We start from the raw sequence: 22,665 nt of genomic DNA, 5'->3' as shown, positions 1-22,665 counted from the left end.
CGAATTTTAAAATACTAAACATAATAATTTCAATAAGTTATGATCTACTTTCTTTCTTAATCTTCTTTTACGGATCCGTTATAAATTGAATTAAACCTTTTTCGGCCTCTTTCCAGGTACGATACCCTTCTTCAGCCGAAACTCTCGCCTTCATTCCTATATTATCAGCCTGCCTAAAATCAAGGGGAACGGGATTTTTCGGGTCATACAAAAGACCATTTTCGCCATCCTGAATGTATTCATTCATCGTGGGTAGATCCGGGGCAATCACACATTTTCCCATGGCCATAGCCTCCAGGAAAGACATCCCTATTCCCTCGAAGGGCCTTGGGGCAAAGAAAAGTTTGGCGGAGGCAACGAGAGTCAAATACTCCTCCTTTCCGGGAAACCAATCACTGATGGTGATGCTGTATTTTTTGATATCTTCATCTGAAGGTTTTTCAAAAACATGGTTCGGGGGATCGACCGCGGAGTGGAGGTGAAATTTTTCAATCGAAACATTCTGAATCAGGATCTTGATCGTACTCCACCGGATATAGTTGGTCCTTTGCCAGAAAAACCCGGAGAGGCCCTTACAGGACGGCTCTGGACTTGGAAGCTTTGGGGATGGAACATGATATTGAATATGCCGAGATCTTAACCCCAGGTGAAGAAGTTTCTCATGAAGCGTTCTTGAGAAACTAAGGAACTGAACATGACCAAACTGCCTCCAGTATGCATCTGTGATTCCCATCACATCATCATACATCGGGATAAAAATAATATTTTTAGCGTTAAGCGAATCTAATTTCCTCATCCCATAGATCTTTTGAAAAAAAACGACCGTATCATAGCTTTGTCTGGCAATCTGCTGAAAATCAAGATTTCCGCTGTCCCAGTATATGTCGACCTGGAAATGGCGTTGGAAAACCTCAATCAATTCCAGCGTGCTTTTTGTTCTTTGATGAAAGGCCAAATCCACAAAAGCCATTCTTTTTTTCAAACCCGGATCCATGCCCGGACTTATCGCCGGCACTGGTTTTAGCAATCTCGGACTTTGAACTTTCTTTTTTAATTCTTCCAGTTCTTTGAGTGCTTCAACATAGTCCGACTTAAACCCGACTGCCTTTTGAAATGAGATCATCGCTTCGTCATGACGGCCCTGATCTCTGGAAATCATGCCTCGGTTAAAATAAGCTTCTGCGTAATCCGGTTTTAAAGAAATAGCCACTTCATAACAGATTTTAGCCTCTTCCTTCTTCCCCATTTCATTCAAGACAACCCCCAGATTATTATGGGCTATTGCAAAATCGGGTTTTATATTTAAGGCCTTAAGAAAGTAATCGGATGCCGAAACAAGTTTGCCTTTTTGAAATGCAATAATTCCAAGATCATGCAAAACTTCGCTGTTTTGAGAATGCACATTCAGAATGTCTCTGTAGATTTTTTCTGCCTCATCGAGGTGTCCATTCTGAAGAAAGGTTCGTGCGGAATGAATTATGGCTTGAACACTTTGGAGAGTTTCGTTTCCTCCGGATACGCCCAATACAATCTTGTCCATCCGGTGAGGTCCATACCACTCAATATCATGACTTTGCAATGATTTCCAGATCCCCTCGGAAAACTCCAAGGGACCTTTAAGATTTTTGTCCGTTAAGATGTGTAGCGAAGTCCCATTAGAATAGAGGTTCAGATTAAATTTTCTGGCAATCGCATCCAAAGTTCTCAGAGTATAGAAAGAGATATGCTGGCCATGCTCAAGCCCAAAATACCACCATTCTCCCGGTTTCGGATGATGAGAGGGAATCAGTTCTGTGCTAAAGAAAATGGTATTTGAAAGTTTCAGCATTTTTTCTATCTCATCCATGGGATTAACCAGATGTTCAAAAACTTCAAATGCCGTCAATACCTCGTACCGCTTCCCGTTTTGGCAATCTGCTTCAAAGTTCTTGGCAAAAAGATTTGGACAATGTTGGTCAATCCAGTAGAAATCAAAACCATAGTCCCTCATCAAACGGACAAAAAGACCGTATCCTCCGCCATAATCGACAAATTGGGCGTTTTTCTCAAAACAATTAGATAAAATCAATTTCGACATTTTCGAAAGCTCAATATTTCTTCTCACCAGACCCGTATCACTGCTCGTAATTGCACTGGAATAAGCCTCATTTAACCAAAATGGCTCTTCTGTCTGAATAAATCCGCAGTTTTCACATTTAAAATAATCTACCAAGTGAACCTTTAACATGGATGCATTTTTTAGGAATCTTGATCTAGATGAACAGACTTTACAGACCACAGGAGAATCCGATTTTGGATTCGACTCCATTTGAACCGGTGCTTTCGGGAGAAACATCATCCTTTCGGTAAAAGAATCCGCTGCAACATTTCGAATAATCTCCGGAGGGTGCTTGAGAGGAAAAAGAACTGGAGCTGTCTTCATGTTCGCAAACAGGCTCTGACCTTTGGTGTGGGTGGCGTCCTCCCTGAAACCGATATTTGAAATTAAATTCTGATTGGGGAGAATCGTTAACATGTTATGCAACCAGGAAGAGAAAACCCATTGAAAATCCCAGGTATCGATCTTTCCCAGGAAAGCGCTATCAAATGCCCCTTCCCAGAAATTGGCCAGTTCCCGATTTCCAAGCCAGTCAATTAAACCTGTCTTGCTCTTTACTTCAGGCCATTTCGACATCGATACATCATGCTTTTTCCAGGCTCTTCGCCAAGAGGCCCATCCCCACAAATGATTAATTCTCGAGAAATAATAACTGTATTCGGTCCCGTTCTCTCCAAATTGAAAATTATCCCCGCTGATTTGGGCAATCCGTTCATCATGACGATATTTTTTGAGCAGATCTTCACAAAATCGAAAGAAGCTGGGTTCAGGGAGACAATCATCTTCCAGTACTATCGCCTCCTCTACCAATTCAAAAACCCAATCCAAACCGGTTGAGACGCGTCTCTTGCAACCTAAATTGATATCAGAGTAGTTTGTTAATACTTCGCATTTCCAGTCGATGCGCTGAATAATTGCTCTTGCCGCACGACATTTCTCTGCTTCGTCTGGTTTCCCGGGACGTGGACCGTCAGCAATGACTAACAGCTTGGGTGGTTTTGATTTACGAATCTCCTCGAACACGAATTGGGTCGTATCAGGTCGATTGAATATCATAAAAGCGACTGGGGTCCTTAATTGCCATCTTTCCATCCTAAACTCCTTATTATTTCAAACGGATGAGGGCTCCGATGTCATCCTCTTTAACTCTTCTATATTCTTGCGTGCTTCAAGATATTCGGGATTTAAATCCAGAGCCTTCTGGAAAAAGTCCATCGCCATATTGATGATTCCCTGTTTCTTGTACAGTACTCCCAGATTGTGGTGGGCTTCGGCATAATTCGGCACCAAGACCAGCGACATCTCATAACACGCCTTGGCATCTTCCTGGCGCCCCATTTCATCACAGACCGCACCAAGATTATTATAAGCGGTGGCATAATCGGGCTTAAATGCCAATGCTTTGATAAAGAAATCCGCGGCCCGGGCCAATTGTCCTTTATGGAACGCAACAATTCCCAGGTCATGGAGCACGGTTGGATTCTTTGAGTGGTTCGTCAAGATTTCCCGATAAAGAATTTCTGCCTGGTCTAAACGTCCTTCTTTCAGGAGATTTTGAGCCTCGTCTATCCTGACATTGACTTCAGGATCAGCCACATTTTTCATTTCAGAACGCTCAGACATCAGGCCCTGTCTTCGCACATAATCTTTCCAGATATTTCTGTATGCGTCTTCCAGGTATTGAGTAAACTCCTTCTCATTCATTAAAGGAGAAGCCTTCATCCTCGAGCGCATCCCCGCCCGTAACTGACTTAATTGCACCAGGTCATTTGCAAGACGCACACAAATATCCACATATTCGTTTTCCGATCGGGCGATTAATTCGGTCAGCTCCAGGGTATTCATAAGACTCACCCCCACACGGCCGGCATGCGTTTGTCCTTCAAGAGTCACCACCGGCACTCCCATCCAAAGTGACTCGCAAATTGTCGTCGTCCCGTTATAGGGAAAAGGATCCAATCCGATATCCAGACGGCGATATTGTCTAAAATGTTCCTCCCGTGAGGCGTCTCTTCCCAATAACTCAAGTCTATTGGCTGAGACTCCCATAGATGCAAATTGATCGTAGACCCTGTCTCTTAGACTTTTTTCATTTAATCCACCGGTTTTCAAAATCAGGCGAGAATCAGGAACAGATCTTAAAACCTTAGCCCACAACTGAATAACTCTCAGTGTAACTTTGGAAAAATTATTAAATGAACCAAATGTAATAAATCCATTTTCTATGGCCGGAGTATCTTCCACTTCTAGCCCTTCGTCTGGCGGTCGATAACATGAAAATGATTTAGGGAGCCTGATGAGTTGTTCTGTATGAAATTGTTCCGCCACGCCGACTGGATCTGCAAAACGATCGGTAATTCGATAATCCATCGTCCTTAAACCAGTGGTATTGGGATAGCCAAGCCATGTTACCTGAACGGGGGCGGGTTTCCGGGCAAAAACAAGCAGTCGGTTTCCTGCCGTATGTCCGCTCAAGTCAATTAAGATATCAATCTGATCCATTCTGATCATTTCGTCTACGATATGGACCGGAATGCCCGAAATATTGCGCCATTTGTCAACATAAGAATGAAGTTGCCTGGTCATTTGATCCCATGCCTGACTGTTGGAATAACCGATAATCTCAAATTTCTGACTGTCGTGATTGGCCAGGACCGGCTCGATGAAGTACGCCACCGAATGAGTCCTGAAATCGGGAGAAATATAACCGATTTTTAATTTCCGATCCGGAGAAAGATCGTTCAGATAAGGCTTCGTTTCCGACTTAAATTGTTCCCCGAAATTCTTTTCGAAAAGAAGGTGTTCAGAGTAGACTGCACTGGGAACGCTAGTTTCTGAATAGTTTAGAGCAAGAAGAAGATTGCTCTGAGCAATGACATGTTTCGGTGCCAGTTCAAGTGTCTTTCTATATTTCTCAACCGCCTCCTCAGCCCTTCCCTGAAGCTCGTAAATATTTCCCAAATTGGAGTAGGCATCGGGAAACTTAGGGTCAATTGTGATTGCCTTTAAATAATAAGATTCTGCCTCTTCGAGCCTTTCATCAAATCTTAAAATATTTCCAATATTATTGTACGCTCCGGCGTGACGGGGATTTATCTTTATTGCCTTTTCTAAACAGGCTATCGCTGTTTCCTTCTTGCTCCTATCTCCGTGTCCTAAATAGGTTGCACCCAAATTGTTATACGCATCGGCATAGTCAGGCTTGAGAAAGATCGCCTTCTTAATGAATTCTTCGGCCTCCTTGAACTTTCCCTCTGATTTAAATACCATACCGAGATTGTTCCAAGCTTCGGCAAAATCAGGTTTAAACGACAGGGCCTTTTCGTAATAACTCCGCGCTTCTAAATAACTTTCTTCCTTGTAATAAACAGCCCCCAAATTGTTATATACGGTATAGTAGTCAGGTCTATTCTCAAGGACTTTTTCATAAAAGGACTTTGCTTTACCCAGTTCGCCCTTTCCTTCACAAATGCCTCCGAGATTAAAAAGGACATCCGGTTGTCGCGGATCTGCCTCCAGTATTTCCCTGTAAAACGCTTCCGCTTTATCCAATTCTCCTGCTTGATGATAGACGATTGCATTTTTGAATTTTTCAGATATCTCTAAGTCAGTCCCGGTTTCTGTCACATTCTTTTGGATTGCTCCGCAACATTTTTTAAATTTCTTACCACTTCCGCACGTGCAAGAAAGTGTGTTTCTGGATTTAATTTTCATAAGTACGGTTCACCCTCTATTCGTATTGGCATTCAACACTCCATTATTTCTTGAACTCGTATAGTAGTTATGCAAATACCTTGCCAAGTACTTTTAAGTTAATCCTAATCAATAATGAGGGGGAAAAAGAGAATTGAGCTTTAAAGCGTCATGAAGTTGTCACAGCATGAAGGAAATATGACGATAGAAAAGGAGAACCTATTTTATTTCAGAAAATTGACGAGGCTAAGATTCATGACTTTTGAAGCCATCGCCTGAACCGCCTGCAGTGAGGTCATCTGCTGATTAAGCTCCGTAATGACGGCGTTCATATCGACACTTTGAGTTTGGGATAGAAGGTTTGTGGTTGTCTCCGAAAGTCTCTTGACATAATCTCGGGTCGTTTGGAGATTTGTCACACGGGTCGCTAAGATTCCCTGGCTATTTAGAATCTGCTTCCGCGCCGAATCAAGAGCAGATATCGTCGCCTGAACTCCAGCCAAATTATTCCCTGTAATTGCCGTTTGAAGCGCCTGGATTGTAGCGAAAATATCGACCCCTCCCGCCGAGGTGCCAAAAACATCCTGTCCCGCAAGATTTCTTTGAATCGTAGCTCCCGGTGCAATCTGCACCCCTATCTGCCCTCCATCCCCTTGGTAGACCCCGGCATTATTATATGCAGAAGTATCATTTTTAAATCCGGCAAAAAGATACTCTCCTTGATACTGGGTGTTGGCCACATCAAGAAGAGATTGTAAATCCGCGGCAAGGAGTGTTGAATCGTATTGTTGATTTTGAGAACTTAAGCCTGAAGCGGCGTTCAGTGCAACATTCTTGATATCTGCCAGGATTTTAGAAGCTTCATCCAATACGGTATTCGTTGCTTCCATAAAACTCTGTGCCACATTCTGGTTCGTCAAATATTGATTGAGTTTTCCTCCCATCGCATCAAGATTAACCACCTGAGAATTACCCTGAGGATCATCCGATGGCAGAATTATCTTTTTCCCTGTGGCAATCTCCTGCTGAGGCCGGAAAAGTGCATCGTTATTTCTCTGAAGATACTCGATTAAGTTGTCGTAAATAATCTGATTGGTAACCCGCATGGTCCCTCGTTAATGTTTCATAGCAATCAAGGTTTGAAAAATTTCGTCGGCCATCGTAATCAGTTTGGCAGAGGCTGCATAGGCATTTTGAAAATTGATCAGATTCGACATCTCTTCGTCGAGTGAAACGCCCGAAACCTCTTGCTGTTGGCTAAACAATTGGCCTTTCAAAATCTTTTCCGCAGAAAAATTCCTCTGCGCGGATTGTGCCTGCAATCCGATGGTTCCCGTTAGATTACTATAATATCCTTGAACCGTCTCGCCGGCAAACGCCGTAATCGCCTTTCCGGATATTCCGGAGAGAAAAAGCGCATTCCCGTTATCTCCGGGAAGTCCAGCCAGAGCGGATGCCGCGGCAACCTTATTGGGATCGGTCAGTGAAACCGTCATGCTCACCGAGACCCCCTGGGTTTCACTGAGATTGAAAATATCTCCATTTGCCGCTCCCGCACCGATGGCGATCTGAAATCCCTCGAAAGTGACGGTTGTCGCGCCTCCGTAAGCGGCCGATGTGGAGGCTCCACTCACCGTATTGGTCAAAGTATAATTCCCGCCGGAGAAAGTGAGCTGATAGGGATTAAAAGTCAACGATGCCGGGGTCACAACCGATGCAGTCACAACTGCTGTTCCGGCATTCGTACTCAAAGCGGTCGCATTGGGCAAAAGGGGAGAAAAGAAGAGATTTCCGGTGGTTCCGTCCAGCCCGTAGCCCGCCTGGTGCTGTTGATTGACTTCATTAATAATTCCAGCCGCTAGAATATCTAACTGGGTAAGGTCTCCCGACACCGTCGTGTCTCTTAAATCAAGAAGTCCTTTGATATTGCCGCCGGTAATCGATCCGTTCAATGTAATCGGAGTCCCATTCGCCGGCGCATAGGCCACATCGAAATATCCGGAATTGTCCGGATTGGCTACTCCCGTTAAAGAGTGGGCAGTATTTCCTTCTACAAGCGGATTCCCTCCTCCCACCATGACCGTGACCTGGCCAGAGGCATCAACAAAGGTACTAATATTTAACTTGGAAGCCAACTGATTGAGATACTGATCTCTCTGGTCAAGCAGTGCATTGGGAGATTGCCCTGAAAGTTGAGCACGGGCAATTTGACCATTTAATCCGGCGATTTCTCCCGCCAAAGCATTTGCATCGTTGATCGCTCCGCTGATCTGGCTATTCAGATTATTCTCAATCTGCGTCAAGTTGGCACTGGTGTTACTGAAAATCTGTGAAAGTATATTTCCCTTTTGAATCAGTGCCTGACGCGCCGGGAGGGATTGGGGATTGTTTGATACATCCTGAAAAGCATTGAAGAAATCGGATAGGGCTTGATTAATACCCGTTCCCTGACTGTCGCTGAAAAAACTCTGAACGTTCGAAAGAGTGCTCTGCATAATGTCGTATTGACCTAGACTCGATTGCTCCTGCGTCACCTGATTATTGAGAAACTGATTAACCATTCTCTGTATCTGGGCAATTTGAACGCCCGTTCCTATTTGACCAGGATTACCGTTGACTGGGGTCGTCTCATTAAAAAATGCGGTTTCTTTGGAATATCCCGGCGTATTGACGTTAGCAATATTATTGGAGGTAATCGCCAACGCATTCTGATTCGCCAGCAGTGCCGAGACGCCTATGTTGAAAATATTCGAAATGCTGGACATTGTTCCTTTCCAATACCTGTGTTGCTTTGTTGAACTGTTAAACAGTTGAAATGTTAAATCGAAGTGCCCACTCTTTTTTCTAATTCAACAACTTAACCATTCCACGATTTAACAGGTTTTTACCCTTTTCTAAACTACGTTCTCGCGAGACTTCTCCCTTTCGCAGGAAAAGCATTGGCGACGCCATTTGAGGAATAAGTGATCGGAACCGCCGAAATCTGATTTATTAAGCCGATCAGATCAGTAATCTTTCGAAGTGTCCGTTCAACCAGAAGTCCGTTGATCTGATTGACTTCAATCATACTTGCAGTCAATGCTTCCAGGCCTGCCTTACAAGAAATAAATTTGCTTTTGAAGGGTTCCTTCACCGCATCGATCAGCATGACAAAAGTCAGCGGACGAGAAGTCAATCCCAGCGCACGCCCGATCTCTTCAATCTCTGCTTCCCGTTTCGATTCCAATCCATTTAAGTAAGAGATTACCCCTTCTTTCTGTAGGAGGCAGGTAATCAGCTCCTCGCTGTTGCCTTCGATAATCAGGCTTTTTTCTTTTTGCAAAATGGACATGAATTGCTGGTAACCTTTCGTCATCTCACCGAGGGTGGAATAAAATTTGATGAGAAGAACGTCGAGCGAAGAAGGAGACATCTGTTTTTCCTTTATGAATTCAAATTACGATAATAGATGATTGAGAATCGTCTCTTTAACCAGGCTTTTTGCCACTTGTTTGGGGTCAATGGAATAAGTACCGTCGGATATCTGCTTCTGAATTTCAGACGCTTTGACCGCAGAAAGATCGGGGGCTAAAGCAACATTCTGATGAAGTCTTACAATCTCCTGGCCCTCAGGCGAAATCTGAACCGAATCTGATACAACCGAATCTGCCACAGAAAAGCTCCCAAGTTCAGATGAACTCTCTTGGACCCCTTTCGGTTTTTTGGGAGATTCGGCACCCAGGAGATATTTTTCCAGCATGGAGTTGGGGTGATTATCAGAGATTCTCATTGGTCAAATTCTCCTAAATTCATTTAAAATCAATAAGTTCTGTTATTCAGAACCTTCGGATATCCTATTCAATAACTTATCGGCCGATCTGACAAAAAACTTTAGGGGGAGATCTATCCCTTACTTCTTGTTTCTCGCTTCTAACGTCTCACGAATTTGCTTCGCTAAACCTATTCCGGAATGCTCTGACATATTTTGAGCCAGCGCCTGGTCCATCATGGACTCATAAATGGCACTCCCAAAACCCGGTCTTTCTGTTTTCGGTATCGTTTTTCTCATCTCCTGTAACATCTGCTGTATAAAATAGGCCTCGAAACCTTGAGAAGCTTCGGTAACCTTTTTGTCTTCTCTGGAACTCGTTGAAGGACTAACGGGTTGAGCGGTTGAATGGGAGACAGCGTCAATGAAATCCATTACAAGATCTCCAATTCAGCCTGCAGGGCTCCTGCTGCCTTCATGGCCTGTAAAATGGCGATCAGATCCCTCGGAGTCACGCCGATTGCATTCAGCGCATTGACCACTTCGCCGATGGTTGCTCCCCCTTTCACCACGGTTATTCTCGCTTCTTCTTCAGTAACAGTGGTCTTCTGTTTTGGAACCACAACCGTCTTTGAACTGGATGGACCAAGAGGTGAGGGTTGCGAGACTTGAAGCTCCGTTTTAACCCGAATGATCAGGTTTCCATGGGAAATGCCAATATCCGAAATACGAACCTGATCTCCCATGACAATGGTCCCCGTTCTTTCGTTCACAACCACTTTAGCTGTCACATCAACCTGAACATCCAGACTTTCGATCGCGGCCAGGAGTTCAACCACCTTCCCTTTATAGGAATCGGGTACTTTGACCTGGATCGTGTCGGAATCGACAGCCGAAGCAAAAGTGTCCTGTAAACCGGCGTTGATCACTTGGGATACCTTCATCGCGGTTGTAAAATCTTGCTGATTCAACATCAGCATCAGAAAATCCTTTTCACCCAACTCCAGTTTAACCTCCTTTTCAACGGTGGCACCTCCCGGAACACGTCCCGCAGTCGGATGATTTTTTTGAACCGTATCGCCATCTTTGCCTCCGATAAATCCGCCGATTGAAACTGGTCCTTGAGCTACAGCATAGGTCTCCTGATCAGGCCCCTTCAAAGGCGTCATTAGAAGCGTTCCGCCCTGAAGGGAACTCGCATCGCCCAGCGATGAAACCGAAACATCGATATGGCTTCCCGGGCGATTAAACGGCGGGAGTTTGGCCGTAACGACCACCGCAGCGACATTCTTAACTTTCACTGCGGAGGGGTCGACCAGAAGCCCCATTTTATTTAACATATTGGTAAGAGACTGAAGGGTAAATACCGTTCCCGCTTTATCTCCCGTTCCATTCAGGCCGATGACCAGACCATATCCGATTAGGGAGTTCTCGCGTACCCCCTCAATAGACGTAATGTCCTTGATTCGGGCCGCCTCGGATGGAAAGGCAAACATAGAAATAATTAACAAACAAACCACCATTACCGCGTTACCTGTCATTGCAATTTTATTTAACCATTCTTCCATTTTTCTCCTCTAAATTGCTGGGAACCCATTCACATTACTGGAACTGCAAACATCTGCGGCAGAGGGTTCATCCACAATTTTAATTCCAAGCGTGGACTTCATTCCCCCTTTCCATCTCTTATTATGAGAATAGATCCTCTTTTGCCAATATTTGATCTCTTCAGAAGATAGTGCTTCTGTCCGAACGATTACCGAAGAGGACCCCAGCTTTCCTTTATAATAGGCCCCACTCTGATCATCTTTGATCTGTATGTCAAACTTCTCAGGATAGTCAGCAATCTCGGTACCGACAAAAGGATAGTAAACACAGAGGTCGAAGTCATCAACATTGGAGTTCAAGACAAATTGTTCCAACTCTTTAACGGTCTCATGGTCTTCTCCTGGGAGTCCGATCATCAGGAATGCTTTGACTCGGAGACCAAACTCATGTGCTCTTTCGATCAACTGATAGTTCTGGATCGCTTTGGTCTTTTTATTGACGTTATCCAATATTTTTTGCGACGCATGCTCAGCGCCAAAACCGATTTCAACACATCCCGCACCTGCCAGGAGCTCTGCCATTTTCCTGTTGAAACTTAAAGCATGTGCAAAACATCTAAATTTGATATCGAGTGGCTTGATGACCTCGCACATATCCCGTACCCGCTGGGTATTCAAACAGAACAGGTCATCAAAAAACATCACTCCTTCAAACCCCAGATCCTTGCATTCCTGAATTTCCTTCGCAACCGCTTTTTTGCTTTTAAATCTACCCGGCGTCCTCGCATGTTCGCAAAAAGAACACAATAGAGGACACCCTCTGCTGGTAATTACATTAGTCGATTTTCGGCCATCTAAAACATATTTATATTCATGGTAGGTCATGTCTCTGTGGGGAAGCTGGTCATTGTCGTCCGATTCTTTACCAGGTTCATTCCCGTTTAAGATATTCAGAAAAGGTTTGCATCCATCTTCTCTAATGACATGTGTGAAAGTCCCCGGTTCAACCGTATAAGTACGACAATGTGGACCTCCCAATACGGTGGTCATCCCTGTTGGAAGATCCTTCAAAATCCTGTCGACATAATTATATTGAGGCGTTGTCACGCTGAATCCAACCACATCATATCTTTCTAAATAGGCGAACGGAGGATTTGTCAAAACATCGACCTGGTGAATGGAGTTCTCTTCGACATATCGCTTGATATACCAGGGCCCCAAAGCCGGAAATACTTTATCATCATCTAAAAATTCAGAGGGGGGTACTATGATACATGCCTTCATGCAACATTCTCCTATTACAAACAATTAAAACGGCCAGAACCAGTTCATCAGGCGGACCAACCACCCCGGCTGGTTTTTGTCGGAAATGACACCGCGTCCGGTATATTCAATTTTGGCGTCTGACATGGAGGTCGATAAGATGGTATTTTGGGAACCGATATCTTCCGGACGAATCATCCCGGTCAGTGAGATTAAAGTTTTTTCACTATTAATAACGACTTCTCTTCGGCCGTATAACACCAAATTTCCGTTCGGCAAAACATCGGTCACCTCTGCCGGTACCACAGCCGTTAAAGCCTGATTTCGTGTCGTCGAACCTTCGCCATCAAAGTTATCGGCATAGGAGCCGGTGACTCCGAGATTGCTTGTCGTATTTCCAGGGAGTCCCAGAGTCGCTCCGGTACTTCCCGTTGCTGTAGACGTTTTCAAGGTCTTGGTGACCGCGTTCTTTGATCCAGTTGCATTTTCAATGATTTGAACTCTTACAATATCGCCAATCTGACGTGCTTTAGGATCCTGAAAAAGATAGGCTTTCGACTGGCTTGCTTTCCATAACGACCCCTCTGTCTTCTCTTGTGGGATCAGGACTGTTTTTTCTCCGGACGTTTGCGCCGTTTTTTCGACGACCGGATGAAGGGGCCTTGGGCTTTGCCCTCTTAAATTGGACCAGGGATATGGAGCACATCCGGCAACGTATAGAACCAACAGAAAGAGGACTATTCGGATAGGGGCAAGATGTAAGAGGGACGAAAATCTATTGTGTAACATCGATGTAATCCTTTTAATATTTTAAAACTTTTTTAGTCCCGGCCGAGGCTCACTTTAACGGTCGCTCCATCCAACGGTTCTCCGAAAACCGTTCTGTGCGAATCGAGATTTAATACAGAAACCGATTTTCCCTTATACCCGTCTTCCAGTGCTTTTCCCGAAGCCATGATCTTTAGATGGCCGGTCTCAACCAGAAGGGTTACCCTTTCACCCTGATAAAAAAGAGGGGGATTCTGAACCATATCGCGGGTCATGACGGTTCCGGCCCGTTCCTGCAGGACAACCCTTTTTCCGATCAGGTCGCTTATTTGTGAAAGGTAATCACCTGGTTGATCAGAGTGAACTGTTTGAATTGTAAGGTCCTCCAGGCTAACGATCTGATTTTTCTTTAGAAATCTGGCCGCGACAACTGCCGGATGGACCCATTCGCTTCTCACGTTTACCCAGAGGGGCGGAACCTTCTCGGTAGATTCTTCCGATACGAGTAAGAACATTCCGTTTCCTAATAGCGAGGTCCCGTTAGATTCCCGCACGGCCAAATGAGGAGACGCGGCAATTCCTTTTCGAGTATCGCCCAACTCTCCCAGCAGATGGACCTCAATCTCAAGCGGAGAGATTGCAAGCCGAGTTCCGATATAGTGCTGAATCAACTCTTTGATTTCCTTTGCATTAGCCATTTCTGAGCTTTCGGCGGCATTGCCGACCAGATAGCCTAATGAAACGAGGCAGAACAGTGATATCAGGAGTCTTATTCCTTTCCTCATTATTCCATTTTTCCTTTCCAGATTAATGAAACAACCATGCGACCTCTTAACAGAATGCTCTTATCTCTTCAGATTATTGACTACGCCTAACATATCATCCGACGTCTGAATCGCTTTTGAATTCACTTCGTAAGCTCTCTGAGCCACGATCATATTCACCATCTCTTCCGCAATGTTGACGTTGGAATTTTCGAGTGAACCTTGCAGAAGCGTTCCAAATCCGGTCGCACCGGGAGCACCGGTCAGAGCATCACCTGAGCCTAACGTCGGTTTAAACAAATTTTGTCCGAGGCTATTCAATCCTGCAGGATTGGCAAATCGGGCCAGATCGATTGTGCCGATCTGGACCGGAGTGGAACTTCCTGCACGAACGACAGAAAGAACACCCTGAGGCGAAATGGAAATAGTCTGAGCATCATTGGGAACGGTCATGGCGGGAAGAATCTGATACCCATCCGCGGTGACCAGATTGCCGTTTGAGTCGGTCTTGAGGGCTCCATCTCTGGTATAGGCCGTTGTTCCGTCCGGCAGGGTCACCTGCAAGAATCCGTCTCCCTGAATTGCAATATCCAGAGGACTCTGGGTATGTTGGAAATCTCCCTGGGCAAAAATCTTATGAATGGATACCGGTTTCACCCCGGTTCCAATCTGCAAACCAACGGGAAGCGTCCCTGTGCCGGTTGAAGTGCCAGCCGCCCTGACCGTCTGGTACATGAGATCTTGAAATTCATTAACACTCTTTTTAAACCCGATTGTTGACATGTTCGCCAAATTATTGGCGATCGTTTCTACAGCGAGCTGTTGGGCGGACATGCCGGTGCTGGCAATACTCAATGCATTCATCTTTTCTCCTATGTTGTCCGTTGATAAAAGACCCTATGCATCGTTCTCGAATCTCGGCCTCGTCAACGTATAACCACATACGCTTCCCTCGCCTCGATTCTGCGGTCTTGCCTATGGCCTTTTCTCAACGTCCAGAATTGTTTAACTCCTTTATTTATACTTTTCCCAGATCGTTTGATGCTTTTGAAGCCATTTCATCCGTGCTTTGAATCACCTTCTGTGAGGCTTCGTAGAGTCTCATGATTCGAATCATCGCCACCATCTCTTCTACCGGATTGACATTCGAACCTTCCAGGAACCCTTGTTGCACTCTCTTTTCTATCGCAGGGGTCGCTGTCACGCCGAAGGCCTCAAACAAGGTGCCCTCCATCTTTTTCAGACTTTTCAAATCGCCAAACTGGACCAATTGAAAGGAATCGATTTCTATCCCTTCCACCGAGACTCTCCCTTCGTCATCGATATTCACTCTCCCAGGGGGGAGAGTAATCGGACCGGAAGATCCTAAAACCGGGTAGCCACTTTGTGTCACGATCTGGCCTTCAGAATTAAGGCTAAGGCTCCCATTTCGGGTATAACGAACCCCCGCAGGCGTCTGAACTGATAAAAAGTTCTCTCCGTCGATGGCCACGTCGAGCGGTTCGCCTGTCTGTTTTATGACGCCTGGCGAGAAATCGGTACTGATTCCGTCTAAAAATCCATAGGTCGGAAGAGGATCTTTCCCGCCATTTAAATTCGGCTGATCAAATCCAAGAGGATCCAGGGCGGAAAGAATTGGAAAGTCTTTTTTAAACCCGCTACTATTCAGATTCGCAAGGTTATTGGTGATTACCTCGAGATTCTTCTCTTGCGTCAGGGCTCCTGATAGGACGGGGTATAGTGCATCCATTATTTTATTCCTTAGTAGTTTGTTGAAATTATCCAGCTGATGCGTTCTCGTCTCTCGGCAATCCTCATGTACGTGTTAAGTACACTCCAGTTGCCTCGTTCCTGGGCCTTCCCCCTGAACTATTTGAACAACCTAAATTAAAAAAATACAATATAAGGCAATACGATCCCAGATAATGCAATTGATGTGCCAAGGGAGTTATATTATACAGGATGTGAAATTGGTCGAAATGAGGGACTAAATTTAGAGAAATCTGCTATCAGGATGGATGCCTGCGGGTGTAACTGGGTAAAAATTGCCGGTGGGCAAAAAGAAAGTTGCCTAACTAGACCGCCTTTCAACAACATATCGGCTTCCGTTGGATCGCTTTGCGAGTTTTTTGAGGGACGCGGCCGACTCTGCCACCTTGCCGTAATGATTCATAACCGGATTGGTCATCGGAATGACAGCAATGGCAAGTCCCAGGAGAGGAATCTTTTCAATCTCTCCTTTTCTATTTTTGGCAATGTAAAATCTTTTTGATTTCTCCTCTTCACCAAAGAGATCCGAAACAATCATATTGAAATGATCGATAATCTTCTGACAGATCTTTTCGGACTCATCAAGCGGCGTAATAAAAACAAAATCATCACCCCCGATATGACCGGCAAAACATTTTTCTCCATACGGTTTTACCGCGTTTGAAATAATCCGCGCGACCATATTAATAACTTCGTCTCCCCGGGCAAATCCGTAAACATCGTTGTACGGTTTAAAATCATTGATATCGAGATAGCAGACAGCCACCTCCTGACCCAAAGCCAGCTGAATGGCCCGCTGAATAGAAGTATTTCCCGGAAGCCGGGTCAGAGGATTGTTGTCAAAAACCCGTTTCATTCTTTCGAGGGAGAGGGCGATGCGATTGAAAAGCTCTGCATACACAATCGGGAGCCGGATGAAATCATCGAGTGGAAATTTTTCCCATTCCATCCTATCCGCGATCACTTCCGGAATGAGGCCAATCAGCGGGACTGGAGTAAAGTAGCTCTCCCTCTTGAGATCCTGAATAAAGGTTTGAAGTATTGCAATCTCCGTGGAGAGATCGACAATCACCAAATCGGGAGGGTCCAGATAAAGAAGACCGATCGCATTCTTGAGAAGATTCAAAGGGATAACCTGATAACCCTTTCCCTGGAGTCGGAGTTGAAGAATCTCCATTTCTTCCGGATTACGGTGATCCAGAGCAATTCTCAGTTTTTGTGACATAAATTATCCTGCCTGGACTTCGAATGAGAAACTCCGCGCATCCATGAGTTCCATTTCCAGGGCGCTTACGATCTTTTCAACCTTTTCGTCCGTTAGACTCAAATGTTCCCAGGCGGCCTGTTGGATCGAAGAGACAAACTCGTCCCCCGAAAAACCGAATCCATATCCTTTCACCAGGACATCGGAAAGGTGAACGATGGAGGCCACAGTCTTCTGCTCTTTGGCACGTTCTACGGAATGATGAAAGGCGATCGGTTCGATCAATTTCTCAGGCAGGTTCCAGGCCCGGGCCAGCCAGCTTCCTATTTCAGCGTGGTCCGTATTCAAGACTTCCTGTTCCACCTCTAGCATCGTCGCATCCCGGGCGGAGATCAGCGTCTGAATTTTCTGATAATCCTCGACAAACATTACTTTTAAAACCACTCTTCCAATGTCGTGTAGCAACGCGGCGGTCGAAACAGAATCGAGGTCTGGATGACCGAGTTCTTTGGCAATAAAGCGGGCTATTACAGCCGTCCCCAGCGAATGTTCCCATAGCCCAACGGCCTGTTTTTCCATCAATTCAAAGATTGACGCACTGAGCGTCAACCCTTTAACGACATTGACCCCGAGAAGAATCAAGGCATGAGAAACGGTAGAGACTCTTCCCGGAAAGCCATAGAAAGGGGAATTAACCAGCTTCAATACCCGAGCTGATAAAGTCTGATCTGAGGAGATCACATGGGACATCTGGTCAATTGAGGAGCGGTCGTTCTCGACAAGCGAATTGAGTTTTGAAATCACTCCAGGGAGGGTCGGAAGGTTGGACACATTTGAAATCGCGCGATGAATTTCCTCTCTCTTATTACCCATGAGGGACTTCATCTTCTTTCGATCTGACGAGGCACTTCCTGAACATCTCTTTGATCTCTATCATTCGCGGCACATCATTAACTTTTCTGAATCGCCGATCGAGAAGGGCCAATTGTTCTTCCAATGAGAGCTCTCCGGGAAGCGAGACTGGGTGACCTTCGACGCAGATCGTCTTGATCTCGATCCGGACCATTCTTTCAATCAGACTCTCCGTCAGAACCACACCCTTTCCACACACCGGCATGGTCGATGTCGATCCAGGTTGAAATACCTCCGTCGCTAAAATCATCCCCTTCTGGGCATAATTAATTGGAATATTTTGCATCAGGCAGTGTCCCACTTTCAGCGATGGTCGTAGAATCAACCACGGGAATGACCGATTCCCGGCCGGGATTTAAAACAATAATTTCCACTCTCCGGTTTTTTGCTCTTCCTTCCGGAGTGTCATTCGTCGAGATCGGTTTGAATTCTCCGTAACCAGCTGCTGATAATCGAATCGGGTCGATCGAAGCTGCAATCAAGCTCCGTAGAATGGCTACCGATCGCATTGTCGAAAGCTCCCAGTTTGAAGGAAAGGCAGAGGTCTTTATCGGAACATTATCGGTATGTCCTTCAATCTGCAGATGGTTGGGCAACTCTTTCAACAATGCTGCGACTTTCTGAAGCGTCTGATCAAACTTGGGAAGGATATCGGCTTTTCCCGATTCGAAGATCAATTCGTCGGGAAGACGGATCGCCAACCCCCTGGCATCGCTTTCAACCTTGATTCTCTGATCTTTATCAATATCTTTTATCCCTTCTTTCAATTTTCGATAGGTCAAAATACCGATATCAAAAACCTGGTCGGTGGGATTAGTACCGCTCTGATTGGAAACAATTCTGATTGTCGTCGCTGAAAAGGGAATGAAGGGGTTAAAAGCAGTGCTAATCGAATCCCCCAGCACTTTCAATTTTCCTTCGTTTACGGCGGACACTGAATACATCACGACAAAAAAGGCGAATAGCAGCGTGATGAAATCGGCATAGGAAATCAGCCACCTTTCTCCATTCTCAGGTTCTTCTGCCTTCTTCTTTTTGGCCATTCGAAATCTTTCTCTTAAATCTTTTTCATTTTGATTTTCTGATTTTCCCTCAAGAACCCTTCCAGCTTTTCTTGCATCATGCGCGGATTTTCACCCCCCGCAATGGACATCAGGCCTTCTATAATTAATTCGTAGGTGATTGTTTCCAGCCTTGCCCTCAGTTTGAGTTTATTTCCGATCGGTAGAAAGATGAGGTTGGCCGACAATACCCCGTAAATCGTCGCGACAAAGGCGACGGCAATTCCGGCACCCAATTTGGAAGGATCGGCCAGATTTTCCATCACATGAATCAGTCCCATGACTGCGCCAATGATTCCAAAAGTCGGGCAATACCCTCCCGCCGCTTCGAATACCTTGGCCGACATATGGTGATACTCTTCACGGAAACTGCTGTCGACTTCGAGAATCTCCCGCATCTGACCGGGTTGAATCCCGTCGATCAGGAGCTGTAACCCTTTCTTCATGAACGGATCCTTCAGCTCCTTAATCTTGTTTTCCAAAGCAAGAATCCCCTGTTTTCGTACAATGCCCGAATACTCCACCATTTTTTCAATGTAATGGAGTGATTCGTCTTTGGGTGAAGTCAGAACCTCCAGCCCGAGCTTGATAGACCGGATAAAGATAGGGAGGGTAAACTGGACCATTACCGCTCCAAGCGTACCCCCCAGAACGATCATCGCGGCAGTAAATTGAAGGAGGGACTGGATGTTCCCTCCTTCAATCGCCTGGCCTCCGAGAAGAGCGGTCATTCCGACCACAACGCCGAGAATCGTTAAAATATCCATGTCAGGCTAAAATCCAAATTCTTTCAAAATATTATTGACTTCCCCCTGAGCCAGCTTTACTCCGGTCGAGGATTCCAGCTCATTGAGCAGTTCCCTGTTCTTGGATCCATTGACTTTCTCTTCTTTCTTTTTCATCCCGTAGGTGACGACTAGCTTGAGGATTCTGGCCTGCAAATCTTGCAAAATAACATCCATTCTTTTCATACGCTGGCCGGCCAGATCCTGGAAAGAGAGACCGGTCAAAATATTCATAAGAATCCTGTTGTTTTCTTCAATCACGCTTCCGATTTCCTGAAGTCTTTGTTCTACCCCGGCTTCATCCAAAGTCTTCCCTTTAAAAAGGGCCAGTGCCTCCCGGATTTTGGTCCCAAGCAAGGAATGGTTGTCCATCACCCGTTCGGTATGTTCGAGGATTTTATGGGTTTCCTCTTCCGTGAAACGATTCATATCCAGAAGCTGGTCGCTCAAAATCGGAAGATCTTCCGAGGCCGTCTTGATATGCGACTCCACGATCTCCTGTTTCATTAAAATCTGGTTAAGGTCCTTTGCAATATTGCCTAGAGCATCGTAAAGACCTCCCGGAAATGAATCATAGATCGGTCCGGAATCAGGATGGTTACCGTTTTGAGAATTCATTCAATCTCTCTTTCAGCGTGGGAAGCGGAGGAATCCGGGCGCGATCAGGCAAAAATCTTGTCAATCTTTTCTTTCAACGTATCGGCTGTAAAAGGTTTCACAATATAATTGCTGACGCCAGCCTGTACCGCCTCGACAATATTTTCCTGTTTCGCTTCAGCGGTCACCATCAGCACCGGGAGGCTCTTCAAAGACGCATCGGCACGAATGGCCTTGAGCAGGTCGAGGCCGGTCATGTTAGGCATATTCCAGTCCGAAACAACAAAATTAAAGGATTCCGCCCGTAATTTGGCCAGCGCGGTATTTCCATCTTCGGCCTCTTCCATATTCGAAAAGCCAATTTGTTTAAGTGCATTCTTGACAATTCGCCTCATGGTCGACATATCATCGACAATAAGAATCTTAATGTTTAAGTCGACTGCCATATTGAATCTCCTTTCTTAATTCAATTTCATCACACCATTTGAAGCCGATGTATCCCGGAATGCAGCACCGAAGAACTTTCAGGCCTTTTTGTAATAATGACCCTTGTCTGACGAAACTCTTGTTATTTTATCGGTTACTCCGAAAGATGTTTCCGTACTTCCCAAAAAGAGGACCCCTGAGGGCGATAACATTCTAGCCATCTGTTCCAAAATTTTCTTTTTTGTATCCAAATCAAAATAAATGAGAACGTTTCGGCAGAAAATCGTATCAAACATCCCAAAACAGGTAAAATCGGTTAACAAATTCAAAAGTTTAAACTCAATCCTTTTCCGAACTTCAGGATTCATGGTCCAGGCCGTGTCTGCCCGGGTGAAATATCGGGTCAGATAGTGAATCGGGAGCCCTCGCTGAACCTCGTACTGTGTATAAGTTCCTGCCTGGGCATGCTGCAAAACTTTCTGGTCGATATCGGTCGCAAAAATTTTGATGTCCCAGTGTTGTATTTGCGGACCAAAATCTGAAAAAAGCATTGAAATTGAATAAGGTTCCTGTCCCGAGGAACAACATGCGCTCCAAATCCTTATCTTTCTGATTTTTTCATTTGCTTTTAATAGATTGGGAACAATCTGGTTTTTAAAAATATCGAAGGGGACGCGATCTCTGAAAAAAGAGGTTTCGTTGGTGGTCATCGCCTCAATGACCTTTTGAATTAGGGAAGGAGACGGAACTTTCATGAGTTTCTTTCCAAGCTCCTCCAGCGAGTGGAAACCTTCCTGTGCGGCTAAGGGTTCAAGCCTGCTTTCAAGCAAATAGCTTTTCGAATCATCCAGAACCAAGCCACTTTCCTTATGAAGGCAGGTAAATAAAAAATCTTTTGTCTCTTTTGAAATCATACTGTCTCATTTAATGTGCCGAGGAGGGAACGGCCCTGGCCACGATTCCCGATATCACAGAACTCATTTTTATCAATGGAACTACCTGATCCGCCATGCCATCCCGAACGACATAGGAAGGCATTCCCCAAACAACACTCGACGCTTCGTCCTGAGCGAGAATGACGGCACCCTTGTCTTTCATTTCTCTTAAACCTTTGAATCCATCTTGTCCCATTCCCGTCATAATCACCCCCATGGATTCCCCACCAAAACATTTCGCTACAGACCTGAAAAGAACGTCGGCGGAGGGTCTGCATGAATTCTCATGGGGATTCTGATTTAACGTGATAAAAAGATCGTCTTTAACCTGATGGACTTCCATATGAAAGTTCCCGGGAGCGATATAGGCCGTCCCGCGTTCAACCTTCATCCCCTCTGCCGCTTCGACGACTTTAATCTGACAACTGGTGGCCAAGCGGTCCGAAAGAATCTTTGTGAAAAGCGGGGGCATATGCTGAACGATTAAAATAGGAACAGGAACATCCTTCGCGAGGCCGGGAAGCATCTTTAAAAGTGCCTCAGGCCCTCCCGTTGAAATGCCAATCGCAACGACTTTAGGAGGTTGACCATTTTTTAAACTGGAAGAGGAGGATTTGGGATATTCAAGGGGCTGTTCAAATCTTTTCTTTTCGGGCAGAAGTGGATTATTTCCAGCTGTACGGAATTGTTTGACTTTTCTGATTAACTCTTCCGACACTTTGGCCAGTGTCAGATCATCCGCCCCACCCGCCATACTGGATGGCTTTGTGGAATAGTCGCTGGCCCCGAGAGAAAGCGCCTCGATGGTCTGAAAAGCGCCCCGCTGACTGAGTGTACTGAACACAACGCTCTTGATCCGCGGAAATTCTTTCCTTAAATAGCGCAAAACACCGAATCCATCCAATTCCGGCATTTCCAGATCAAGAACAATCACTTCCGGTTTTAAAAGTGCGATTTGTTCGAGGGCGATCTTGCCGTTGGATGCCGTCCCGATAACCTGAATGTCCGAATCTTTTGCGAGTAGCGATGAGACGCTCCGCCTGATGACGACCGAATCGTCCACAATCAGGACTTGAATCGGTTTGCTCATTTGG

22 protein-coding genes are annotated in these 22,665 nt (G+C 45.3%); all 22 read right to left on the bottom strand.

The genetic code is table 11. The features are described 5' to 3' along the window. Positions 1–67: 67 nt before the first annotated feature. The 22 genes from HY200_03815 to HY200_03710 all read right to left on the bottom strand — a co-directional run bounded on the left by HY200_03815 (position 68) and on the right by HY200_03710 (position 22,661). A complete protein-coding gene (locus tag HY200_03815; GenBank protein MBI3594060.1) occupies positions 68–3,190 on the bottom strand; it encodes a methyltransferase domain-containing protein in 3,123 nt (1,040 codons plus the stop codon). An 18-nt stretch (positions 3,191–3,208) separates the two neighbouring features. After that, on the bottom strand, positions 3,209–5,812 hold the full coding sequence (locus tag HY200_03810) for a tetratricopeptide repeat protein (GenBank protein ID MBI3594059.1): 2,604 nt from the start codon (positions 5,810–5,812) through the stop codon (positions 3,209–3,211). A gap of 203 nt (positions 5,813–6,015) precedes the next feature. After that, positions 6,016–6,897, bottom strand: coding sequence for a flagellar hook-associated protein FlgL (gene flgL / locus HY200_03805; GenBank protein MBI3594058.1), 882 nt, complete (start codon positions 6,895–6,897; stop codon positions 6,016–6,018). A 9-nt stretch (positions 6,898–6,906) separates the two neighbouring features. Beyond that, positions 6,907–8,556, bottom strand: a complete 1,650-nt coding sequence (gene flgK, locus HY200_03800; protein MBI3594057.1) for a flagellar hook-associated protein FlgK — start codon at positions 8,554–8,556, stop codon at positions 6,907–6,909. A gap of 134 nt (positions 8,557–8,690) precedes the next feature. Further along, positions 8,691–9,203, bottom strand: a complete 513-nt coding sequence (locus HY200_03795; GenBank protein MBI3594056.1) for a flagellar protein FlgN — start codon at positions 9,201–9,203, stop codon at positions 8,691–8,693. A 24-nt stretch (positions 9,204–9,227) separates the two neighbouring features. Next, a complete protein-coding gene (flgM, locus tag HY200_03790; protein MBI3594055.1) occupies positions 9,228–9,560 on the bottom strand; it encodes a flagellar biosynthesis anti-sigma factor FlgM in 333 nt (110 codons plus the stop codon). Between the two features lie 120 nt (positions 9,561–9,680). Continuing rightward, positions 9,681–9,974, bottom strand: coding sequence for a rod-binding protein (locus HY200_03785; GenBank protein ID MBI3594054.1), 294 nt, complete (start codon positions 9,972–9,974; stop codon positions 9,681–9,683). Next, positions 9,974–11,107: a flagellar basal body P-ring protein FlgI gene (locus HY200_03780; protein MBI3594053.1), complete on the bottom strand. Its 1,134-nt coding sequence runs from the start codon at positions 11,105–11,107 to the stop codon at positions 9,974–9,976. The genes HY200_03785 and HY200_03780 overlap by 1 nt, the downstream gene beginning before the upstream one ends. A 9-nt stretch (positions 11,108–11,116) precedes the next feature. Then, positions 11,117–12,370: a radical SAM protein gene (locus HY200_03775; GenBank protein ID MBI3594052.1), complete on the bottom strand. Its 1,254-nt coding sequence runs from the start codon at positions 12,368–12,370 to the stop codon at positions 11,117–11,119. 24 nt (positions 12,371–12,394) lie between these two features. Next, positions 12,395–13,138 carry a flagellar basal body L-ring protein FlgH gene (locus HY200_03770; protein ID MBI3594051.1) on the bottom strand — a complete coding sequence of 248 codons (744 nt, stop codon included), beginning with the start codon at positions 13,136–13,138 and terminating at the stop codon, positions 12,395–12,397. Positions 13,139–13,170: 32 nt separating this feature from the next. Continuing rightward, a complete protein-coding gene (gene flgA, locus HY200_03765; protein ID MBI3594050.1) occupies positions 13,171–13,902 on the bottom strand; it encodes a flagellar basal body P-ring formation protein FlgA in 732 nt (243 codons plus the stop codon). Positions 13,903–13,962: 60 nt separating this feature from the next. After that, the gene (flgG, locus tag HY200_03760; GenBank protein ID MBI3594049.1) at positions 13,963–14,745 is read right to left on the bottom strand and encodes a flagellar basal-body rod protein FlgG; all 783 of its coding nucleotides are present in this window, start codon (positions 14,743–14,745) and stop codon (positions 13,963–13,965) included. Positions 14,746–14,899: 154 nt separating this feature from the next. Next, a complete protein-coding gene (flgF, locus tag HY200_03755; GenBank protein MBI3594048.1) occupies positions 14,900–15,631 on the bottom strand; it encodes a flagellar basal-body rod protein FlgF in 732 nt (243 codons plus the stop codon). Positions 15,632–15,952: 321 nt separating this feature from the next. Continuing rightward, entirely contained in the window at positions 15,953–16,876 is a 924-nt protein-coding gene (locus HY200_03750) for a diguanylate cyclase (protein ID MBI3594047.1), read from the bottom strand. Between the two features lie 3 nt (positions 16,877–16,879). Then, positions 16,880–17,728: an HDOD domain-containing protein gene (locus tag HY200_03745; GenBank protein ID MBI3594046.1), complete on the bottom strand. Its 849-nt coding sequence runs from the start codon at positions 17,726–17,728 to the stop codon at positions 16,880–16,882. Continuing rightward, positions 17,721–18,053: a hypothetical protein gene (locus HY200_03740; GenBank protein MBI3594045.1), complete on the bottom strand. Its 333-nt coding sequence runs from the start codon at positions 18,051–18,053 to the stop codon at positions 17,721–17,723. The genes HY200_03745 and HY200_03740 overlap by 8 nt, the downstream gene beginning before the upstream one ends. Continuing rightward, the gene (locus HY200_03735; protein MBI3594044.1) at positions 18,034–18,810 is read right to left on the bottom strand and encodes an OmpA family protein; all 777 of its coding nucleotides are present in this window, start codon (positions 18,808–18,810) and stop codon (positions 18,034–18,036) included. Before HY200_03735 ends, HY200_03740 begins: the two co-directional genes overlap by 20 nt. Positions 18,811–18,824: 14 nt before the next feature. Next, positions 18,825–19,595, bottom strand: coding sequence for a flagellar motor protein (locus HY200_03730; GenBank protein ID MBI3594043.1), 771 nt, complete (start codon positions 19,593–19,595; stop codon positions 18,825–18,827). Between the two features lie 6 nt (positions 19,596–19,601). Beyond that, on the bottom strand, positions 19,602–20,231 hold the full coding sequence (locus HY200_03725) for a protein phosphatase CheZ (GenBank protein ID MBI3594042.1): 630 nt from the start codon (positions 20,229–20,231) through the stop codon (positions 19,602–19,604). A gap of 44 nt (positions 20,232–20,275) precedes the next feature. After that, the gene (cheY, locus tag HY200_03720) at positions 20,276–20,656 is read right to left on the bottom strand and encodes a chemotaxis response regulator CheY (GenBank protein ID MBI3594041.1); all 381 of its coding nucleotides are present in this window, start codon (positions 20,654–20,656) and stop codon (positions 20,276–20,278) included. 78 nt (positions 20,657–20,734) lie between these two features. Beyond that, positions 20,735–21,550 carry a protein-glutamate O-methyltransferase CheR gene (locus HY200_03715; GenBank protein ID MBI3594040.1) on the bottom strand — a complete coding sequence of 272 codons (816 nt, stop codon included), beginning with the start codon at positions 21,548–21,550 and terminating at the stop codon, positions 20,735–20,737. A 10-nt stretch (positions 21,551–21,560) separates the two neighbouring features. After that, positions 21,561–22,661 (bottom strand): chemotaxis response regulator protein-glutamate methylesterase, encoded by a 1,101-nt coding sequence (locus HY200_03710; protein MBI3594039.1) that lies wholly within the window; start codon positions 22,659–22,661, stop codon positions 21,561–21,563. Positions 22,662–22,665: the final 4 nt, after the last annotated feature.

It is taken from the genome of Nitrospirota bacterium, assembly GCA_016194305.1.
GTDB lineage: Bacteria > Nitrospirota > Nitrospiria > JACQBW01 > JACQBW01 > JACQBW01.
Note: the sequence above shows the minus strand (reverse complement) of the source record. Positions and strands in the feature narration are given on the sequence as shown.